This window comes from Serratia sp. CY71090 (assembly GCF_052166845.1).
Classification (GTDB): Bacteria; Pseudomonadota; Gammaproteobacteria; order Enterobacterales; family Enterobacteriaceae; genus Serratia; species Serratia nematodiphila.
Genome location: NZ_JBJNOA010000001.1, coordinates 521,076 through 539,849 on the forward strand (window position 1 = coordinate 521,076; position 18,774 = coordinate 539,849).

General features: G+C 62.6%; 8 protein-coding genes. 2 read left to right on the forward strand and 6 right to left on the reverse strand.

Features of this window, described 5'->3' with window-relative positions; all coding sequences use genetic code 11:
- Positions 1-10: 10 nt before the first annotated feature.
- The 4 genes from ACJ8OK_RS02440 to pqqU form a co-directional block, all read right to left on the reverse strand.
- Positions 11-190: a hypothetical protein gene (locus ACJ8OK_RS02440; protein WP_015378373.1), complete on the reverse strand. Its 180-nt coding sequence runs from the start codon at positions 188-190 to the stop codon at positions 11-13.
- Positions 187-372 carry a hypothetical protein gene (locus ACJ8OK_RS02445; RefSeq protein ID WP_071796820.1) on the reverse strand — a complete coding sequence of 62 codons (186 nt, stop codon included), beginning with the start codon at positions 370-372 and terminating at the stop codon, positions 187-189. Before ACJ8OK_RS02445 ends, ACJ8OK_RS02440 begins: the two co-directional genes overlap by 4 nt.
- Positions 373-598: 226 nt before the next feature.
- Positions 599-2,971, reverse strand: coding sequence for a glucose/quinate/shikimate family membrane-bound PQQ-dependent dehydrogenase (locus tag ACJ8OK_RS02450; RefSeq protein WP_048324134.1), 2,373 nt, complete (start codon positions 2,969-2,971; stop codon positions 599-601).
- Between the two features lie 147 nt (positions 2,972-3,118).
- Positions 3,119-5,248 carry a TonB-dependent receptor PqqU gene (gene pqqU / locus ACJ8OK_RS02455; RefSeq protein ID WP_060559859.1) on the reverse strand — a complete coding sequence of 710 codons (2,130 nt, stop codon included), beginning with the start codon at positions 5,246-5,248 and terminating at the stop codon, positions 3,119-3,121.
- 526 nt (positions 5,249-5,774) lie between these two features.
- On the opposite strand from pqqU, the gene ACJ8OK_RS02460 reads away from it, so the two are divergent.
- Positions 5,775-15,791, forward strand: coding sequence for an amino acid adenylation domain-containing protein (locus ACJ8OK_RS02460; RefSeq protein ID WP_442530371.1), 10,017 nt, complete (start codon positions 5,775-5,777; stop codon positions 15,789-15,791).
- Positions 15,792-15,917: 126 nt separating this feature from the next.
- Here ACJ8OK_RS02460 and gabD read toward each other — a convergent pair whose 3' ends face one another.
- Entirely contained in the window at positions 15,918-17,393 is a 1,476-nt protein-coding gene (gabD, locus tag ACJ8OK_RS02465; RefSeq protein WP_015378365.1) for an NADP-dependent succinate-semialdehyde dehydrogenase, read from the reverse strand.
- Positions 17,394-17,604: 211 nt separating this feature from the next.
- On the opposite strand from gabD, the gene ACJ8OK_RS02470 reads away from it, so the two are divergent.
- Positions 17,605-17,820 (forward strand): glycogen synthase, encoded by a 216-nt coding sequence (locus tag ACJ8OK_RS02470; RefSeq protein ID WP_004935234.1) that lies wholly within the window; start codon positions 17,605-17,607, stop codon positions 17,818-17,820.
- Positions 17,821-17,857: 37 nt separating this feature from the next.
- On the opposite strand, the gene ACJ8OK_RS02475 is transcribed toward ACJ8OK_RS02470, so the two are convergent.
- Positions 17,858-18,772, reverse strand: a complete 915-nt coding sequence (locus tag ACJ8OK_RS02475; protein ID WP_033632678.1) for a pyridoxamine 5'-phosphate oxidase family protein — start codon at positions 18,770-18,772, stop codon at positions 17,858-17,860.
- Positions 18,773-18,774 lie beyond the last annotated feature (2 nt).

The window sequence follows — 18,774 nt, forward strand, 5'->3', positions numbered from 1 at the left end:
CGAGATGGCCTCAGTATAAAAGCGTCATCGCGCTGAAGAACAGCAGCGTCAACGCGATGATGATGAGGTTTTGCGTGGCTTTGCGCACCAGCTTGCTGGCGCTCAGGCGGCTGTCGATGACGTAGAGCAGCGGCACCATCAGCAGCACATAGGCGAACATCAACATGGCGGTAAAGGGCTGCAGATTCATTCATGTTCCTCCTGTGCGCCATCATGGCCGACCAGATGCACCAGCACCGCCTTCGGCTGATGCGGCAAACCAATAAAGGGCGGGGTGGCTGGGGAGTCCGCCGTGAACGGCAGACCGGCACGCCGCGTCTTCACCGCCGCTTGCAGGATCTTCTTTCGATGCTTCCGAGTATGGTCGACCATGCGCCTCCGAATAGGGCCGCCCGAAGGCGGCCGATCGTTGTATTGCCCATTAAGCTGGAGAGGATCGCAGCCGCTGCCGGGGCCGCAGAGGTATAATATTGCGAATGATAACTATTATCAATAATGCGAGTGAAAAAATTAAGGGTATTGCGAGGGGACAGCCGGCGGGGCGGGAAAAGAAAAAGCACGCCTTGCGGCGTGCTTTGCGGGGTACTAACGGCGGTGGTTACTTCTGATCGGGCAGAGCGTAAGCGACCACGTAGTCGCCCAGCTTGGTGCCGAAGGAACCGTGGCCGCCGGCGTAGATCAGCACGTACTGCTTGCCGTTGACCTCATAGGTCATCGGCGTCGCCTGGCCGCCGGCCGGCAAGCGCGCTTCCCACAGTTTTTCACCGTTGGTCACGCTGAAGGCGCGCAGGTAGTTGTCAGCGGTGGCGCCGATGAAGAACACGTTACCGGCGGTGGTCACCGGGCCGCCCAGCATCGGCATGCCCATTTTGAACGGCAGCGGCAGCGGTGAGCTGTCGCGCACGGTGCCGATGCGTTTTTTCCACACGATGTCGTTGGTTTTCAGATCCACGGCGGAAATGTAACCCCAGGCCGGCTGTTTGCACGGCAGGCCGAACGGCGACAGGAACGGGTTCAGGGTGACGCCGAACGGCACGCCATACTGCGGCTGTACGCCGGATTCGGTGCCGCTGCCGCCTTTGTCGCCTTCCGGCGGCTCAATCGGGTTGCCCGGGCCGCGCGGGATCAGTTTGGAGACGAACGGCAGCGCGATCGGGTTGGCGATGGCGATTTCGCGATCGGTATCGACGGCCAGGCCGCCCCATTCGAACATGCCCAGGTTACCCGGGAACACCAGCGTGCCCTGCTCGGAAGGCGGGGTGAAGGTGCCTTCATAACGCAGGCTGTGGAACATCACGCGGCAGACCAGCTGATCATAGATGGTCGCGCCCCACATGTCGGCGCCGGTCAGTTTCTTCTCAGGACGGAAGGTCAACTCGGAGAACGGCTGGGTCGGCGACAGGCGATCGCCTTTGGCCGGGCCCTGCGGTACCGGTTTCTCCGGCGCCGGCACCACCAGTTCGCCGTTGGTGCGGTTCAGCACGAAGATGTTGCCGGTTTTGGTCGGCACGTAGATGACCGGCACTTTTTTACCGCTCTTATCGGTAATGTCCGCCAGGGTTGGCTGCGCCGGCACGTCCATATCCCACAGGTCGTGGTGGACCGTCTGATAGAACCAGGCCAGTTTACCGGTGGAGGCGTTCAGCGCCAGCAGGCCGCTGGCGTAGCGCTCCATTTCCGGGGTGCGGTTGCCGCCCCAGATGTCCGGCGTGGCGACGCCCATCGGCAGATAGACGATATCCAGCTTGGCGTCATAGGCGGCAGGCGCCCAGGAGTTCGGCGAGTTCGGCACGAAGTGGTGCTCGTCCGCCGGGATGGCGTTCGGATCTTTCGCGCCCGGATCGAAGGCCCACAGCAGCTTGCCGCTGTTGACATCGAAGCCGCGGATCACGCCGGAAGGCTCACGGTTGGAGTAGTTGTCGGTCACGGCGCCGGCGACGACGATCACTTTATCGGTGATCACCGGCGGTGAGGTCGGCTCGTAGTGGCCCGGCGTCGCATACGGCATGTTGCTCTGCAGGTTCAGCTCACCGTTGTTGGCGAAGTCCGGGCAGGGTTTGCCGGTTTCGGCGTCCAGCGCAAACAGGCGGCCGTCGTTGACCGGCAGAATGATGCGGCGTGCGCACATCGCCGGAGCGGCGTCGCCGGCGGCGCCTGCGGCTGCGGCGGTTTCGTGATAAGACACGCCGCGACAGGTGATGTGCTGGAAGGTTGGGTTGTATTTCAGCTGCGGATCAAACTTCCATTTTTCTTTACCGGTGGCGGCATCCAGCGCAAACAGCTTCTGGTGCGGCGTACACATGTAAAGGGTATCGCGGATTTTGATCGGCGTGACTTCGTTGGTGATCTCACCCGGATCGTTGGCGGTCTTCAGATCGCCGGTCTGGAAACGCCAGGCTTCTTGCAGCTGGCCAACGTTTTTGTCGTTGATCTGGCTCAGCGGCGAGTAACGGGTGCCTTCCTGGGTGCGGCCATAGGCCGGCCAGTCGGCGCCGGTGGCGTCTTTCGGCTGTACCTGCGCGGCGTCGAGCGTGCCGTTGATCTCTTGCGGATCGTTGAACACGGCATAGGCCAACGCGATGACGGTGATCGCCAGCGCCGCGCTCAGCGCGCCGTAGGCGAATTTGCCGTTGGCCACCAGCTTGCGGTAGATAAACGGCAGCACCAGCCACAGGCCGAAGAAGAAGGTGACGTCCAGGCGCGGCGTCAGCGCCCAGAAGTCCGGGCCCACTTCCCACAGGGCCCAAATGGTGGTGCCCAGCAGGAATACCGCGTACAGCAGCAGCGCGGTGGCGCGGCGGCGGAACAGCAGCCAGGAGGTCGCCAGCAGCACCAGCCCGGCGATGATGTAATACAGCGAACCGCCCAACTTGGCCAGCCAGATGCCGCCGCCGAGCAGATAAAGCCCGCTCAGCGCGGCAAACAGCGCCGTTATGACGATAAGCGGCGATAGTGACGCTTTATTTTGCATAGCAATACCCTTACCAAAAATGAAAGTCCCCGATTTAGAGATTAAGCCAAATCGGAAAAAACACGCGGTTTCTCCCTATTATTTCAGCGAGAAGCCGCTAGGGTGACGTAAAACCCATCCCGTTTTTTAACCTTAAGGTGCTTTGCCTTATTCAAAGCGATAAGACAAGGTGGCGCCGCCACCCCAGTTGCGCCCCGGCGCCGGCTCGAAGTAGCGGCCGTTGCCTTCGTTGACGATCACCGAACCGACGTATCGGCGATCGAAAACATTGTCCACCCGGCTGAACACGTCCAGCGCCCAGCGGTTCCAGGTAAAGCGATAACCGGCGTTTACGCCGGCCACGGTGTAAGCGGGGGCCTGCGCGCTGTTGGCGTCATTGGCCTGAATGTCGCTCATGTAGCGCAGCTCCGCGCCGGCGTGCCAGCCTTCCGGCGGGGCATAGGCCAGCGAGGCGTAGCCCATGTTGCGGGCGATGCCCGGCAGGCGATTGCCGGCGGGGGTACAAACGGCTTTGCCGCACATATCGCTGCGGTAGGTGGCGTCCAGCAGCGTCCAGGCCATATGCAGACGCCAGTCCAGCGCAAACTCCTGATCCAGCGCCAGCTCCAGGCCGCGCCGCCGGGTTTTGCCGGCGTTGGCGTAGCTGGTGCGCCCACCGCTGCTTTCCGCCACCACCAGCTCGTTGTCGGTATCGGTCTGGAACAGGGCGGCGCTCACCAGGCCGTTGCCGAGGCGCAGTTTGCTGCCCAGTTCGACGGTGTCGCTGGTGGACGGCTGCAGGCCGATGTTCAGGCCGGCCTGGCCGTCGGGGCGGTAGGAGAGTTCGTTGATGGTCGGGGTTTCAAAGCCGCGGCCGGCGGAGAGATAAACGTTCCACGCCGGATTGATTTTATAGTTGAGCGAACCCATCGGCAGCCACTGGTGGTAGCGTTTGCTGCCGCTGTCGTCGCCGTTGCGCGGCGTGATGTAGTAGTCGGTCGAGTCGAAGCTGACCGTGCTGTAGCGCAGGCCGGCGTCCAGCGTCCAGTGCGGCGTCAGTTGCCAGGAGGTTTGCAGGTAAGGATCCAGGTTCCAGATGCGGTTTTTCTCGTTGCGCCGCTGGTCGCCTTTCTCGCCGTAGTCCACTGTGCCGTCTCGCAGAATAAAGTTTTCAAACCCCTGCCGGCGTTCGGTCATGGTTTCATAATCCAGACCACCGATCAGTGTTACCGGTAACGAGGCGAGAGTATCCTCATGCTTCCAGCGAGTGTCAATGCCCTGATATTTTCTTTCCAGCACGATCACCCCGCCGGCGTGGGTAGGGTTGAGCTGCGGCCCGCGTGGAATGGATTGGTACTGCGTGGTGTGGCGCTCGCCGTGGTAGGCGGTCAGCGTCAGTTCGTCGCGCTCGCTCATCTGGCGCTGATAGCGCAGGCCGGCCTGGGTCTGATCGAGCGACTTGCGGGTGTTGTATTGATCCGCGCGCGGCGCCTGGCGCGGGTTTTCCTTCCATTCCGCTTCGGTCAGGCCGCCCGGATCGCCGGCGTCAATCGAGACGCTGTTGAACATCAGCGTCAGGGTACTGACGTCGTCCAGCCGCACGCCGAGCTTGCCGTTGCCGAGGTTTTTGCGCGCGGCGCTGTGATCGCGATAGCCCTGAGTAGTGAAGCGGGTTCCCGATATAGCATAGTTGACGTCGCCGGCCTGGGTGCCGTCGCCGGTGGCGCCGGTCGCTTTCACCCCGTAGCGCCAGGTGTTGTCGCTGCCGAAATAGCCGCCGGCCTCCAGCGTCGGCGGCTGGGTGCCGGTCTGGGTGTCAACGTTGATTACCCCGCCCGAGGCGTTGCCATATAGAGCGGAATAGGGGCCGCGCAGCACCTCGATGCGTTCGACGGAATTGATGTCGATATTGGAGGTTTGCCCCTGGCCGTCGGGCATGGTGGCGGGAATGCCGTCGACGTACATGCGCACCCCGCGCACGCCGAACATCGAGCGGCTGCCGAACCCGCGTATCGACAGCTGCAGATCCTGCGCATAGTTTTGCCGGTTTTGAAGCTGCAGGCCCGGCACGCTGCCGAGGTTTTCCGACAGGTTAATCTGCGGGGCGGCGTTGCGCAGGCCTTGCCCGTCGATCACGCTGACGGACACCGGCGATCCCAGTTCGGTCAATCCGATGGGTTGCGCCATTACCACCAGCGTATCGCTGTCTTTCTGATCCGCCGCCAGGGCCGAACCGATGCAGACCGGCTGCAGCAATAACAGGGTTGCCGGGGTCAAGACGGGACGTTTTTTATTCATCAGATAATTCTGCCAATAATGCTGAAAAAATTGCCCGTAAGTGGGCGAAAATAGCCATTTGTGACTCCCTGTACTGGCATTCAATGGGAGGAAAACTGCATCCTGCAACGAGTATAGGATATTCCGACACCCTACGCTTTGGAATAGCGCAACTGAAAGATGCGTGTTTTCATTTAAGAAGATTCTCTTTTTTATCGTTTTTCCTGCGATGCCTTTAAATTAAATCTATTTATGTTAGATATATTCCTATCTTTGTTTTTAATTTGTTTACAATAGTTATTTTATTTATGAATGAAAAATAAATAATCATTTTGAAATGATAAGTTGTTTTTTATTGTATTGTTTTTATTGGATTTATTTTATTTGTTTTTTTGTGTCTTTATTTTTTACAAAAATAAAATAATATTCGCTCTAACGTTTTTTAAGTTTTCACCTAACAGCTCAGTCGCATAACCGTCACGGTATTTATGTCATGCATAAATATCTATTCATATATTGTTGGAATATATTAAAAGGGAATTGATTCATGGGCGCGATCATCGCTTCACCCTATACCCACACGTTTTGGAATGAATACGTCCTCAATCCACGCTCCTGCGAGTACAACCTGGTGCTGGATCAGACCATTGAGGGGGCGCTGGACGTCGATCGACTGCGCGCGGCGGTCGACGGGGTGTGCCGGGACTATATTCTGTTTCACCATGTCCTCGACGACAGCTCACCGCAATTACGCTGGGTAAAGACGGAGAAGAAAATTGCGTTGGAAACGCTTGATGCCGATTGCGATGTCGGCAAATTAATCAATACGCCGTTCGATCTCCGGGAGGGGCCGCTGTGCCGCTTCTACCTGATTGAGCTGGCGCCGCAGCGCTATAATTTGATCATTGTCGTTCATCACATCCTGATCGACGGCCTGTCCGGCCAGGAGTTCTACAACGCCGTTTCCGCCTATTACAATCGCGGGGCGGCCGTGGCGCCGCCGCAGGCGGATGAAACGGACATTTGTCGATTGTACCGGCGCTATGAGGCGGATATCGCGGCGTTGAAGCAGGACTTCGCTTCCGCGTCATTCTGGGGCGACCGGTTGGCCGAATGCGCCCCGCGGGTAGCGTTGCCTTATCTCCCCGGCGAAGTCCCCGAAGCACCCGGCGCCGGCGAAGTGCGCTTTACGTTGCCGTTCGCCGAGTGGCAGGCGCTGAAGTCCGGCGTCAGGTATGCCAACCCATTCCTGATATTCAAAACGCTGTGGGCGTTGCTGATCGCCCGGCAATCCGCGCAGGACACGGTGCATATCGGTTATCCCGTCGCGCCGGACGGCGGCGAGCCGCTGTTCTTCGGCGCCCAGGTCAACACCGCAGTGTTTCCCTTAACGCTCGCCCCGGAAGCCACGTTCAACCAGTTGTACCGCACGACGCTGGCCTACAGCAAAGCGCTCAAGGCGACGGGCAAGCTGCGGCACAGCCAATTGCCGGTTTATGACATGCTGAACCTCAGCCCGGTGCGCGAGCTGAATGTCAATTTCACCCAGGCTTACCTGAAAGATGCGCCGCTGGCGCTTGACGGTTGCCGCATCGGCGTCAATCACCGTTACAACGTCGATCTGGCCGGTTCGGAACTGCTGCTGGAGTATCAGCCGACCGAGCAGGCCTTTGAGTTTCGCCTGCGTTATCGGCCCGATCTGTTCGACGCCACGCAAATGGCGGAGATGGCGGAGCAGTATCTCGGGCTATTGCAGCGTGCGCTAACCGAACCGGACGCACCGATAGCCGCGTGGCCGCAACTCACGGCGCAGCAGGTTTTACGCTGCCGCGACGCCTGGGAGAGCGAGCCGGACACGGCCGACCCAGGGGCGACACTGCTCGACGGCGTGGCCCGCCAGGCGCGCCGTCATCCGGAACGCATCGCCGTAACCGATGCCAACGGTTCGCTGAGTTACCGCCAACTAGCGCAGCGCAGCGATCGCCTGGCGTTACGGCTGCGGGAAGAATATCGCCGGTTGCGCGGCGCCGCCATGCCGCCAGAGACGCTGATCCCGCTGTATCTGCAGCGCAGCGCGGAAGCGGTGGTGGCGATGCTGGCCATCATGAAGGCGGGCGGCGCCTATGTGCCGCTGGATCCCGCGGCGCCGGCGCAGCGCCTGGAATATATTCTGCAAGAGGTGAACAGCCCCATCGTCCTGACGGAAAGCGTATTGCAAGAGGCGGCGCAGCGACTGGCGCCGGACGGCGTTTGCCTGGCGGCGGATGAATCGCTTGTTGATGCGGATGCCGCGAGCCTGCCGAATGTCGAAGCCCGGCAATTGGCCTACGTGATTTACACCTCCGGCACCAGCGGGCGGCCGAAAGGCACGCTGTGTGAACACCGGGGCGCGGCCAACATGGTGCGGGGCCATACGCAGCGTTTGCTGCGCAATGAATCGGGCGCGCTCAACTGCCTGCAGTTCGCGTCGCTGGCCTTTGATGCGCACGTGTTTGAAGTGTTCATAGCCCTGAACAACGGCCACCGGCTGTTCATCGCGGGCGAGGCTCCGCGGCGCGATCCGGCACTGTTGTGCGGCCAAATGGCGGCCTGGGGCATCGAAGCCTGTTTCCTGCCGCCGGCGCTGCTTGGCACCTTGCCTGACCTGCCGGCTTCGGTGCGCTATCTCGCGACCGGCGGCGAGGCGACTGCGCAGGAGGCGCTCGACCATTACCTGGCCTGCGGCATGCAGGTTGCCAATCTGTACGGCCCGACCGAGGCTTCGGTCAGCGTCAGTCTGAATATTTATCGCCGCAACGGCGCGCGCAATATCGGCCACGCCATCGCCAATATGCGTTGCTATGTGGTTGACGAGCATGACAATCTGCTGCCGCTGGGGGCGGAGGGCGAGCTGTGTCTGGCCGGCGTCGGCCTGGCGCGCGGATACCTGAACCTGCCGGCGCTGACGGAAGCCGCATTCGTCGCCAATCCTTTTGAACTGCGTGAGCCTTACCGGCGCCTGTATCGCACCGGCGATCGGGTGCGGCGCTTGGCCGACGGCAGCCTGGACTATCTCGGACGACACGACCAACAGATCAAGATCAACGGCTATCGCATCGAGTTGGGCGAGATCGAAATGCAGCTGCGCGCGCTGCCCGAGGTGGCCGAGGCGGTGGTGACCCTGCGCCCCGGCACGACGGACCAACTGGCGGCTTGGTATGTGCCGAAGCCCGGCGCGACGCCGCAGGCCGGCGACATCTTGCAACGTCTGGCGGCGCAGCTGCCGCATTATATGTTGCCGTCGGCGCTGTCGGCGCTGTCGGCGCTGCCGCTGACGGTGAGCCGCAAGGTCGATTACCGGGCATTGCCGGAACCGCTGCCGGTCGAGCGGCAAACGGCGTTTCGCCAACCGGGCACGCCGCTGGAGACTCAGCTTTCTGCATTGTTCAATCGGCTGCTGGGCGGCCATGTCGGCATGGACGACAACTTCTTCCGCCTCGGCGGCAACTCCATTATGGCCATCAGGCTGTGTCACGAAGTGAATAAACTGCCGGGGGCGAAGATCTCGGTGCTGACGTTGAATCAGCATCCGACGGTGGCCGCGCTGAGCGAGCATATCGCCGCTCAACGGCAGGCGCCGTCGGATGAGCCGCCCATCCTCGCCGGCGGGCTGCGGGAGGGGCCGCTGTCGCTTCAGCAGTCGCGATTGTGGTTTGTTCAGCAACTGTCGGCGGGCGCCACGCACTATCTGTCGCCGGTGCTGCTGCGGTTGGCGCCGGACATCGATGACCAACGGTTTGCGGACTGTCTGCAGGCGATCGTCGAACGCCACCAGATCCTGCGTAGCCTGATTCGCCAGAATGAGCGGGGCGAAGCCAGCCAGTGGGTTAGCGACGCCGTGCTGCCGGTGCCTTTGCTGACGGTGAGCGGCGCTGAGTTTGACATGGCGCTGGCGCAGGCCTGCAGCCGGCCGATGGATTTGACGCGCGAGCTGCCGCTGCGCGCCACGCGCTATCGTTACCGCGATGCGGCGGGCGGGGAAACGGCCGTTTGCCTGTTGGTGTTCCATCACATCGTCTTTGACGGCTGGTCGCTTGAGGTGTTGCTGCAGGAACTGGACGCGCGCTATCGGGGCGCGCCGCCTGCGCCGCCGGAGCCCGAGCTGCAATACCTCGACTATGCCTGCTGGCAACAAGCGCCGGAAAATGCGCAGCGCCGGGCCGATGAATTGGCCTTTTGGCGGCGAGAGTTGGCGGGCTGGCAGCCGCTCTCGCTGCCGGTGGATTTTTTGCGGCCGGCGGTCTTCGACGTACGCGGTGACAACAGCGAAGTGCCGCTGCCGGCGGCGCTGGTGAAGGCGCTGGAGGCGTTGGCGCGCCGAGAGGGCGTGACGCTGCATGCCGTGATGCTGGCGGGGTTCATGCTGCTGCTGTCCCGCTACAGCGGTCAGAACGATGTTATGGTGGGCACGCCGCTGGCGAACCGTAATCGCCCTGAGCTGGAGGATCTGATCGGATTCTTTGTCAATACGCTGCCTTTACGCCGGCAGATCGACCCGCGTCAGGGCGTCGCCGAATTTGTGCGAGAGGTTGCAGCCACGACGCTGCGGGCGCAGCAGCACCAGACGCTGTCGCTGGAGGCGCTGGTGGACGCTCTGGCGCTGCCGCGCGACTTTTCGCGGCATCCGCTGTTCCAGGTCATGTTCGCGCTGGAGGGCGAGAGCGGCGCACCGGCGCGTCCGGACTGGCTGTCGGTGGTCGATTTGAGCGCTGATGAGCGCACCGCCAAGTTCGATCTGACGCTCACGCTGACGCTGCAGGGGGAGCAGATGCGCGCGCGCTTCAACTTCGCGTCGGCGCTGTTCAGCAAAGCGTCGATGGATCGGCTGGCCGGCTACTATCTCGCCCTATTGCAACAGATGGCGCGCCACAATGACTGGCCGCTGGAAAATATACGTCTGCAGCCGCAGAGCCCGGCGCTGCCTGCGGCGCCGGCCTTTAGCTATGCGTTTGAACGCTGCCTGCAACAGGACTTCGTGCGGCATGCGCTGCGCAATCCGCAGGCCGTCGCGGTGATCGACGCGCAGGGGGAAATGACGTACGGCGAACTGCATGAGGCGGCGTTAACGCTGGCCACTCAACTGCGTGTGCAGGGCAAGATGACCGGCGACGCCATCGCCGTTGTCGCCGACAAGGGGCGCCGGCAACCGATCGCCCTGTTGGCGGCGCTGATGTGCGGCAAGGCGTTTTTGCCGATGGAGGCGACATGGCCGCCGCAGCGGCGGCTGAAGGTGATGGCGCAGGCCGGCATCAATACGTTGCTCAGCGATGCGCCCTGGGCCTGCGACGAGATCAACCTGGTCGAACTGAATGCCGGCGGGCTGGCGGCGCAGTTGCCGCTGCCGGAGAGGCGTCTGCCGGCGGTGGAGGCCGGTCCTGACAGTCTGGCCTATATCATTTTCACTTCGGGCTCAACCGGCACGCCCAAGGGCGTGGCGATCGAACATCGCAGCGCGGTGAACATGCTGGAAGGCGTTCGGCGGTATTTCGGGTTCAACGAGCGGGATCGCAGCCTGGCGCTCAGCGCGTTGAGCTTTGATCTGGCGATCTTCGATATTTTCAGCCCGTTGAGTGCGGGCGGCGCGGTTGTGATGCCGGCCGAGCGAGATCGGGTCAATCCGCAAGCCTGGTATCAGCTGATGATGACACATCGAGTGACGCAATGGTTGAGCGCACCGGCCCTGATGGAGCTGTTGCTGGACTATGTAAACGGTGCGGGGCTGGCGGCTGGGCCTGCGCCGGCGCTGCGGGCGGTGATGGTGGGGGGCGACTGGATCGCCACCTCGCTGCCGGAACGCTGCCAGGCCTGGGCGCCGCACGTCCGCTTCTGCAGCGCCGGCGGCGCTACGGAGGCGGCGATCTTCACCATGCTGTATGAGGTGCCGCGAGGCGAGAAAATTCGCTCGGTCAGCATCCCTTACGGTAAACCGTTGCCGCACCAGCGTTGCTACATTCTGGATGCCGGACGACGGCCCGCGGCGCCGGGCGTGCGCGGGGAGATCTATCTGGCCGGTGAAGGGTTGGCGCGCGGGTATTACGGCGATCCGCAACGCACCGCCGAGAGTTTCTTCTGGCATGAGGAGCTGCAGGAGCGGGTGTATCGCACCGGCGACGCGGGTCGGTGGCTCGAGGACGGCAATGTGGAGTTTCTGGGGCGTCTCGATCAGCAGGTCAAGCTGAACGGCTACCGCATCGAGCTTGGTGAAATAGAGCATGCCGCGCTTGCCTATCCGGGGGTGACCGCCTGTTGTTGCGTGCTCGTCACCGACCCTCAGCCCTGTCTGGCCGCTTACTTCGTTGCCGATGAGGCGATCGCCCCGCAGGATTTGGCGCAGCATTTGAGCAGCCAACTGCCTCCTTACATGGTGCCGCAGGCGCTGATGCAGCTGGCACAGCTGCCGCTGACCGAAAACGGCAAGATAGCCCGACAGGCGTTGCCGCCGCCGAAAAGGACGGCGCGCGAGTTCGTCGCGGCGCAGAACGAGCGGGAGAACGCTTGCCTGGCGGTGTGGCGCGATCTGTTGCAGCGGCAGGATATCGGCGTGGAGGACAATTTCTTCTCGCTGGGCGGCAATTCCCTTCTGGCGATCCAGGCCTGTTACCAGATCGGTCAGCGGTTGGGGAGCGAGGTGACGTTGAGCGAGCTGGGCCGGTTCCCGACGATCCGTTCATTGTGCCGTGCGTTGCTGCGGCAGGGGCAGGGCGCAGCGCCGATGTCGATCCCGCCGCTGCGGCGGCGCGAGTATCCGCTCTCCGCTTCGCAGCTGCAGCTGTGGTTTATCGAGAACCTGAACGGCGGCGGCAATCTTTATCATGTGCCGATGCTGTTCCGTCTCGGCGAGGAGGTCTGTCTGACGGCTTACGAGCGCAGTCTGCAGGCGGTCGTCGCCCGGCATCAGGTGTTACACAGCCTGATTGCCCAGCAGCCGTCCCAACTCGCCGTTGCCCGAGCCTGTGAACAAACGCTTTCGCTGGAGCGCGTGGCGCTGGAGGCGGCGCGCTGGCCGGACAGACTGCGGCAGGATATCGATCGGCCGTTTGCCCTGGAGAGGGAGTTGCCGATCAGGGCGAGCGTTTACCAGGTGGCGCAGCCTGATGGCGGGCGGGTGACTTACAGCCTGATCCTGGTGCACCACCTGGCGTTTGACGGCTGGTCGCAGCCGGTGCTGCTGCAGGAGTTGGATGCGCTGTATCAGGCGCAGCGGCAAGGGCGGGAGGCTGAGCTGGCGGCGTTGCCGTTGCAATATGGCGACTATGCCGTCTGGCAGCGGCGCTGGCTGGACTCCGCGCTGGCGGATGAGGCGAAGGCGTATTGGCGACAAGCGCTGGATGGGTGGCAGGCGCTGGAGATGCCGCTCGATTTCATGCGGCCGGCGCGCTTCGATCATCGCGGCGCCAATCACGTCATCGCGCTGCCGGAGGCCCTGACGATGCAGGCGACGCAGTTCGCCCGGCGGCAAGGCGTCACGCCGTTTGCGCTGTATCTCGCGGCCTTTAATCTGCTGCTCGGTTACTTCAGCGGCCAGCAAGACATTCTGGTCGGCACGCCGGTCGCTAACCGGCCGGTGGCGGAGACCCGCTCGGCGATCGGATTCTTCGTCAATACGCTGCCGTTGCGCTCGCAAATAGACGATGCGGCGTCGCTGAACGATTATGTGCATCGGGTCTTTGACGGCGTGCTGCAGGCGCAGCGGCATCAGAATTTACCGTTGGATCAGTTGATTGAGCTGCTGCAGGTGCCGCGCGATCTGTCGCGCCATCCGCTGTTTCAGACGCTGTTCGCGCTGGAAGAGGCGGGTGAAGCGCCGGCCTGGCTGGCGCCGCAGGATCTGTTGACACACTATCAGGCGGCCAAATTCGATTTGACGCTGAGCATACAGTTGGCGCCGCAAGGCGGCAGGGCGATCTTCAACTATGCCACCGCCCTGTTTGCACCGGCCACGCTGGCGCTGTTGGGTGAGTATTATCTGACGATCCTCACGCAGATCGTCAATCACGGGGAGCAGCGAGTCAGTCAGTTGGCGCTGGTATCGGCGAGTGAAACGGCGCGGCAGCGCGCTTTCCGTCAATCCTGTCCGCCGGCCTACGATTTCGAACGCGCCATCCATCATGATTTTATCCGTCAGGCCGAGCGCGATCCGCAGCGGGTGGCGATCGTCGATGAATGGGGTGAGCTGAACTATGGTGAGCTGTATCGGCGTGCGTTGGCGCTGTCGTTGCAGCTGCGCGAGCATGCGGATATGCGCGCCGACACCATCGCGGTGATGGTGGACAAAGGGCGGGCGCAAATCATTGCGGTGCTGGCGATCCTGATGGCCGGCAAGGCCTATTTGCCGCTGGACGGCGCCTGGCCGGAGCGCCGCCGCCTGGATATCGTCGCGCAGTCGCAGACCCGGATTATCCTCAGCAGCCGGGCGTGGGCGGCCCACGGTAACGCCAGACTATTGACCATCGATCCGCAAGGTGCGGTCAACGCGTTACCGCCGGCGGCGCCGGGTGAGCCGGTCTTGCCGGCGCCTTCCGCGCTGGCCTATGTGATCTTCACCTCCGGTTCTACCGGCACGCCGAAAGGGGTGGCGATAGAACATCGCGGCGCGGTGAACAGCATCATCGATACCTTGCACCAGCTGGAACTCGGCGCGGACGATCGCGGGTTGGCGCTCAGCGCGCTGAGCTTCGACATTTCGGTGTTCGATATTTTCGGCCTGCTGTCGGTGGGTGGCGCCATCGTGATGCCGACCGAAACCGAACGCTATCAGCCGGAGGCCTGGCATCGGTTGTTGATGACTCAGGGGGTGACCTTCTGGAATTCCGCGCCTTCGGTGATGACGCTGCTGGTGGAGCAGCTGGAGTCCGCCGCGTCGCAGGCGCAGTGGCCGCATTTGCGCAACGTGGTGCTGGTGGGCGAGGTGATCTCGCGTTCACTGCCGGCGCGCATTCGCCAATGGCGGCCAGGGTGCCGGGTAGTCAGCGCCGGGGGCGCGACCGAAAGCTCCATTTGGTCGATTTTGTATGATATTCCGCAAACGCCGATCCTGGCGCCCAGCGTGCCTTATGGCCGGGCGATGGCCCATCAGCGTTTCTATGTGCTGGATCGCCATCTGCGCGTGTTGCCGCCCTGCTTACCGGGGGAGCAGTACATCGGTGGGGCCGGCGTGGCGCGCGGCTATTACCGCAATCCATCGCTGACCGAGGAAAAATTCATCTACCATCCGGAATTGGGGGAGCGGCTTTATCGCACCGGCGATGCCGGGCGCTATTTGCCGGACGGCAATCTGGAGTTCCTCGGCCGTATGGATTTTCAGGTGAAAATCAATGGCTACCGCGTCGAGCTGGGGGAGGTCGAGCAATGTGCGCTGGCGTTCGGCGCGATCAAATCCTGCTGCGCCGTGGTGCTGTCAGAGGCGCATCGGCAGCGTCTGGCGCTGTATTACGTCAGTGAGGCGCCGCTGGAGGAGCCGGCGCTGCTGGCCTTTATGAGCGGGCAATTGCCGCTATACATGCTGCCTGCGGCGTTGGTGCGGCTGGAAGCGTTGCCGTACAACTCCAGCGGCAAGCTGGATCGCAAGGCGTTGCCGGCGCCGACGGCGAATGAGCCGCAGGCCTATGTCGCTCCCGCGAATGCGCTGGAGCAGCAGTTGTGCGCATTGTGGCAGGAGGCGCTGCAGTGCGAGCAGGTCGGCATGACGGACGATTTCTTCCTGCTGGGCGGCACCTCGATCAAGGCGATCTCCCTGTGCGTTGGCATGGGGGCGCTGATGGCCGCGCCGGTGCCGGTGGTGCAGCTGTTGCAAAGCCGCACCCTGAAAAATCTGCTGGCCGCAAGCGAGCGCCGTTTGGTGATGCCGCTTAACCGCCGGACAGACGGCGTGCCCGCGGTGTGGATGATTCACCCGGCGCTGGTGGGCGCGGAGGCGTTTCATGCTTTCGCTCAGCCGTTGCAGGGGAGACTCAATTGCTATGGCGTAGATAACCACAATCTTTACCATCAACCGACCATCGACTCGCTCGGCGAGCTGGCCGAACGGTATCTGAACGACATGATTGCCGCCGGCCTGCTGCAAGGTGCCGGGCCGGTGCGCATTCTCGGTTGGTCGCTGGGGGGCATCATCGCGCTGGAGATCGCCGCTCGCCTGGAGGCGCGCGGCTGCCGTAACGTGCAGCTGTATCTGCTGGACAGTTTCTATCGGCAGACCACGGCGGAGCTGCCGCTGGAGCAACTGTTGCCAGCGCTGGGCATCGAGGGGGAGGCGGCGACACGCGCCATGGCCGCCGGGCAGGCGGAGCGGCGGCTGTCAGAGGGAAGACTGAGCCGCCGATTGCAGACCACGAAAGTGACGCTGTTTAAGGCGACGGAGGGTAACCCGCAGTTGCCGGAGGCGATAACGGCGCCGCTGCTGGCGCTGGAAGATAACGGGCTGGGCGTGGTTTGTGAGCGGCTGCGGGTCATCCCGCTGGCTTGTCACCACCATAATATCTTGCAGTGTGAGGAGGCTATCGGCAACGTACTCAATCAGGACGCCTGATTGGCTCACCGGCTCCGTACAGGCAGGCGGAGCCGGCAAGCCAGGAAGGGGCCGAGGAAGGCGAGGACTAACGCGGTCGCTTTCCTCTGCGCGCGTCAGCGGCAGCCGATATGGATAGCGACCGCATCAGGCATCCACGCCGCCAAGGCACAGGTATTTGATTTCGAGATAGTCCTCGATGCCGTATTTTGATCCTTCGCGGCCCAAACCGGAGTGTTTCATGCCGCCGAACGGCGCCACCTCGGTGGAAATCAACCCTTCGTTGATGCCGACAATGCCGTACTCCAGCGCTTCGGCCACGCGCATCACTCGGCCGATGTCGCGGCTGTAGAAGTAAGCGGCCAGGCCGAACGGCGTGTCGTTGGCCAGTTCGACGGCGTCGGCCTCCTGGCTGAAGCGGATCAGGGGCGCCACCGGGCCGAACGTCTCCTCGCGGAAGATTTTCGCCGTGCGCGGCACATCGGTCAGGATAGTCGGGGTGAAGAAATTGCCGCCCAGCGCGTCAGGCTTGCCGCCCAGCAGCACCGAGGCGCCGTGCTCGACGGCGTCGGCGATATGCTCGCGCACTTTCTCCACCGCGTCCGGGTTAATCAACGGGCCGATGGTGACGCCGTCATCCAGGCCGTTGCCGACTTTCAGCTTGGCGACGGCGGCTTTCAGTTTGGCGGCGAAAGCATCGTATACGCCGTCCTGCACCAGAAAACGGTTGGTGCAGACGCAGGTCTGGCCGGCGTTGCGGTATTTCGAGGCGACAGCGCCGGCCACGGCGGCGTCCAGATCGGCGTCGTCAAACACGATAAACGGCGCGTTGCCGCCCAGCTCCATGCTGGTTTTCTTGATGGTGGGCGCACACTGGGCCAGCAGCTGCGCACCGACTTCGGTGCTGCCGGTGAAGGAGAGTTTGCGCACGTCCGGGTTGGCGGTGAGTTCGCCGCCGATGCCTTTGCTGGGGCCTGTTATCACGTTGCATACCCCGGCGGGCAGCCCGGCGCGCTCCGCCAGCACGGCGATCGCCAGCGCCGAGAACGGGGTCTGGCTGGCGGGGCGGATCACCCCGGTGCAGCCTGCGGCCCAGCCGGGGCCGGCTTTGCGGGTGATCATCGCCGCCGGGAAGTTCCACGGGGTGATGGCGGCGAACACGCCGATCGGCTCTTTTTGCACGATGATTCGGCGACCGGCCTGGGGCTGTGGAATGGTGTCGCCATACACCCGTTTGCCTTCCTCGGCGAACCATTCGATAAAGGAGGCGGCATAGGCGATTTCACCGCGGCTTTCGGCCAGCGGTTTGCCCTGTTCCGCCGTCATGATGCGCGCCAGATCTTCCTGATTTTCCATCATCAATTCAAACAGCCGGCGCAGCTTGCCGGCGCGCTCTTTGGCGGTCAACGCGCGCCAGGCGGGCAGCGCTTTTTTGGCGGCGGCGATGGCGCGTGCGGTTTCTTCGGCGCCGAAGGCCGGTACGTGGCCGATCCGTTCGCCGTTGGCGGGATTATGAATGGCGATCGAACGGCCTTCCTGGGCCGGCAACCATTGCCCGTCGATGTAGTTGGCCTCGCGGAACAGCGTAGGATCCTTGAGGGTAGCGCAGATACTGGTGCTCATGAGTCTCTTCCTTTGCTGAGTTCAACAGAGTGGTCTATCCCATACGGCTACCCTTTACCCTAGCAAATTTTGCCGCCGCCGTTTGCCCACGCGGCAACAAGATGGTGGTTTTCTTTATGCGCACCTTCTGTACAAAAAATATCCTTCACCGGGCCGATACTGAAAGAGCAGGCATATGACCCTTTTCGATGTAATTAAAAGGAGTGTGCGAATGATGAAATCAGTGGACAGACATCTCGCGGCCTACGGCAGCGAAATGGATTTTTTGGCGTCGAGCATCGCTCTGATGGAATGGCAAGGGCGGCAGATTGACGCCGGGCAGGTGGCCGGCAATATGTCGGAGCAGCAAAGCCGCCTGTTCTTTGCGCGGTTGAATTATTTTCGTCAGCTTTATCAGGCCGCATCGGCGGCCGAACACAGCCTGTAATTTCCGAACCAGCCCCGCTGCAGCGGGGCTTTTCATTTCAGCGCTGCCACACCCCGGTCGCCAGCGTCGCCGGCGAATACTCCAGATTACGCCCCCGCCACGGCAACGCCGCCGTAAAACGCCAGGCGCGGCGAACGTCAAACCGCCAATAGCGTTCTGCGCCTTCAACGCCGGGATGCCCCTGCGCTTGCCAGAGGATCTGCGTTTCCCCTTGCAGATGCAGCACGTCACCGCGTTCAAAATCGATGAACAGCAGCGCCGCCCGCGGTTCGGCCAGCAGATTGCCCAGCGTGTTCATATAGCGGTTACCGCGAAAGTCCGGCATCCACAGCGTGTCACCTTCCAGGTGGATAAAGCCGGGGCGGCCGCCGCGATGGGAAATATCGACGCCGCCCTGCGCCAGTGCCAGGTGCGCGCAGCTGGCAACGAAGCTGGTATCCGCGGTGCGGATCAGCGCCTGCGCCGCCGCATCGAGCGAGGCTAAATGCTCAACCGGCTGTGGCCGGCTGTCCACCGGGTAGAGTTCACGGCGCTGAATATACTGCGGGCAGTTACCGAAGCTTTGCTGAACGACGATCTCCACCCGGTTTTTGTCGGTGCGGCCGACGGTGCCGTTGGCGCGGTTGCGCCGCCGGTTGCTGAAATCCAGCCCGAGCGCGCCGACCGGTTTGCCGGGCAGCAACAGCGCCTGGGCGGGATCGTCGCTGCGACGCGGCGCGCTGATACGCAGGTGCGTGTCGTCCGGCGTGCGTAAAAATCCGGGCGGGCCGGTGAACAGGGTGGCGATCGGCCAGCCTTGTTCATCCAGCGTGGCGACGAACAGGTAGGGCAGCGCGGCGAAAAACGCGCGGTGCTGATCCGGCATCGCAGGGTAGATGCCACCGCCTACGCCGCCAAACCCGGCCAGCGTCTGCGCGCGCAGCTCATCGGGATGGAACAGTTGCGGGATCATGG

Coding starts and splice junctions, on each gene's coding strand:
- gabD (WP_015378365.1), bottom strand. CDS start 17,393: ATGAGCACCAGTATCTGCGCTACCCTCAAGGATCCTACGCTGTTCCGC.
- pqqU (WP_060559859.1), bottom strand. CDS start 5,248: ATGAATAAAAAACGTCCCGTCTTGACCCCGGCAACCCTGTTATTGCTG.
- ACJ8OK_RS02445 (WP_071796820.1), bottom strand. CDS start 372: ATGGTCGACCATACTCGGAAGCATCGAAAGAAGATCCTGCAAGCGGCG.
- ACJ8OK_RS02440 (WP_015378373.1), bottom strand. CDS start 190: ATGAATCTGCAGCCCTTTACCGCCATGTTGATGTTCGCCTATGTGCTG.
- ACJ8OK_RS02475 (WP_033632678.1), bottom strand. CDS start 18,772: ATGATCCCGCAACTGTTCCATCCCGATGAGCTGCGCGCGCAGACGCTG.
- ACJ8OK_RS02470 (WP_004935234.1), top strand. CDS start 17,605: ATGATGAAATCAGTGGACAGACATCTCGCGGCCTACGGCAGCGAAATG.
- ACJ8OK_RS02450 (WP_048324134.1), bottom strand. CDS start 2,971: ATGCAAAATAAAGCGTCACTATCGCCGCTTATCGTCATAACGGCGCTG.
- ACJ8OK_RS02460 (WP_442530371.1), top strand. CDS start 5,775: ATGGGCGCGATCATCGCTTCACCCTATACCCACACGTTTTGGAATGAA.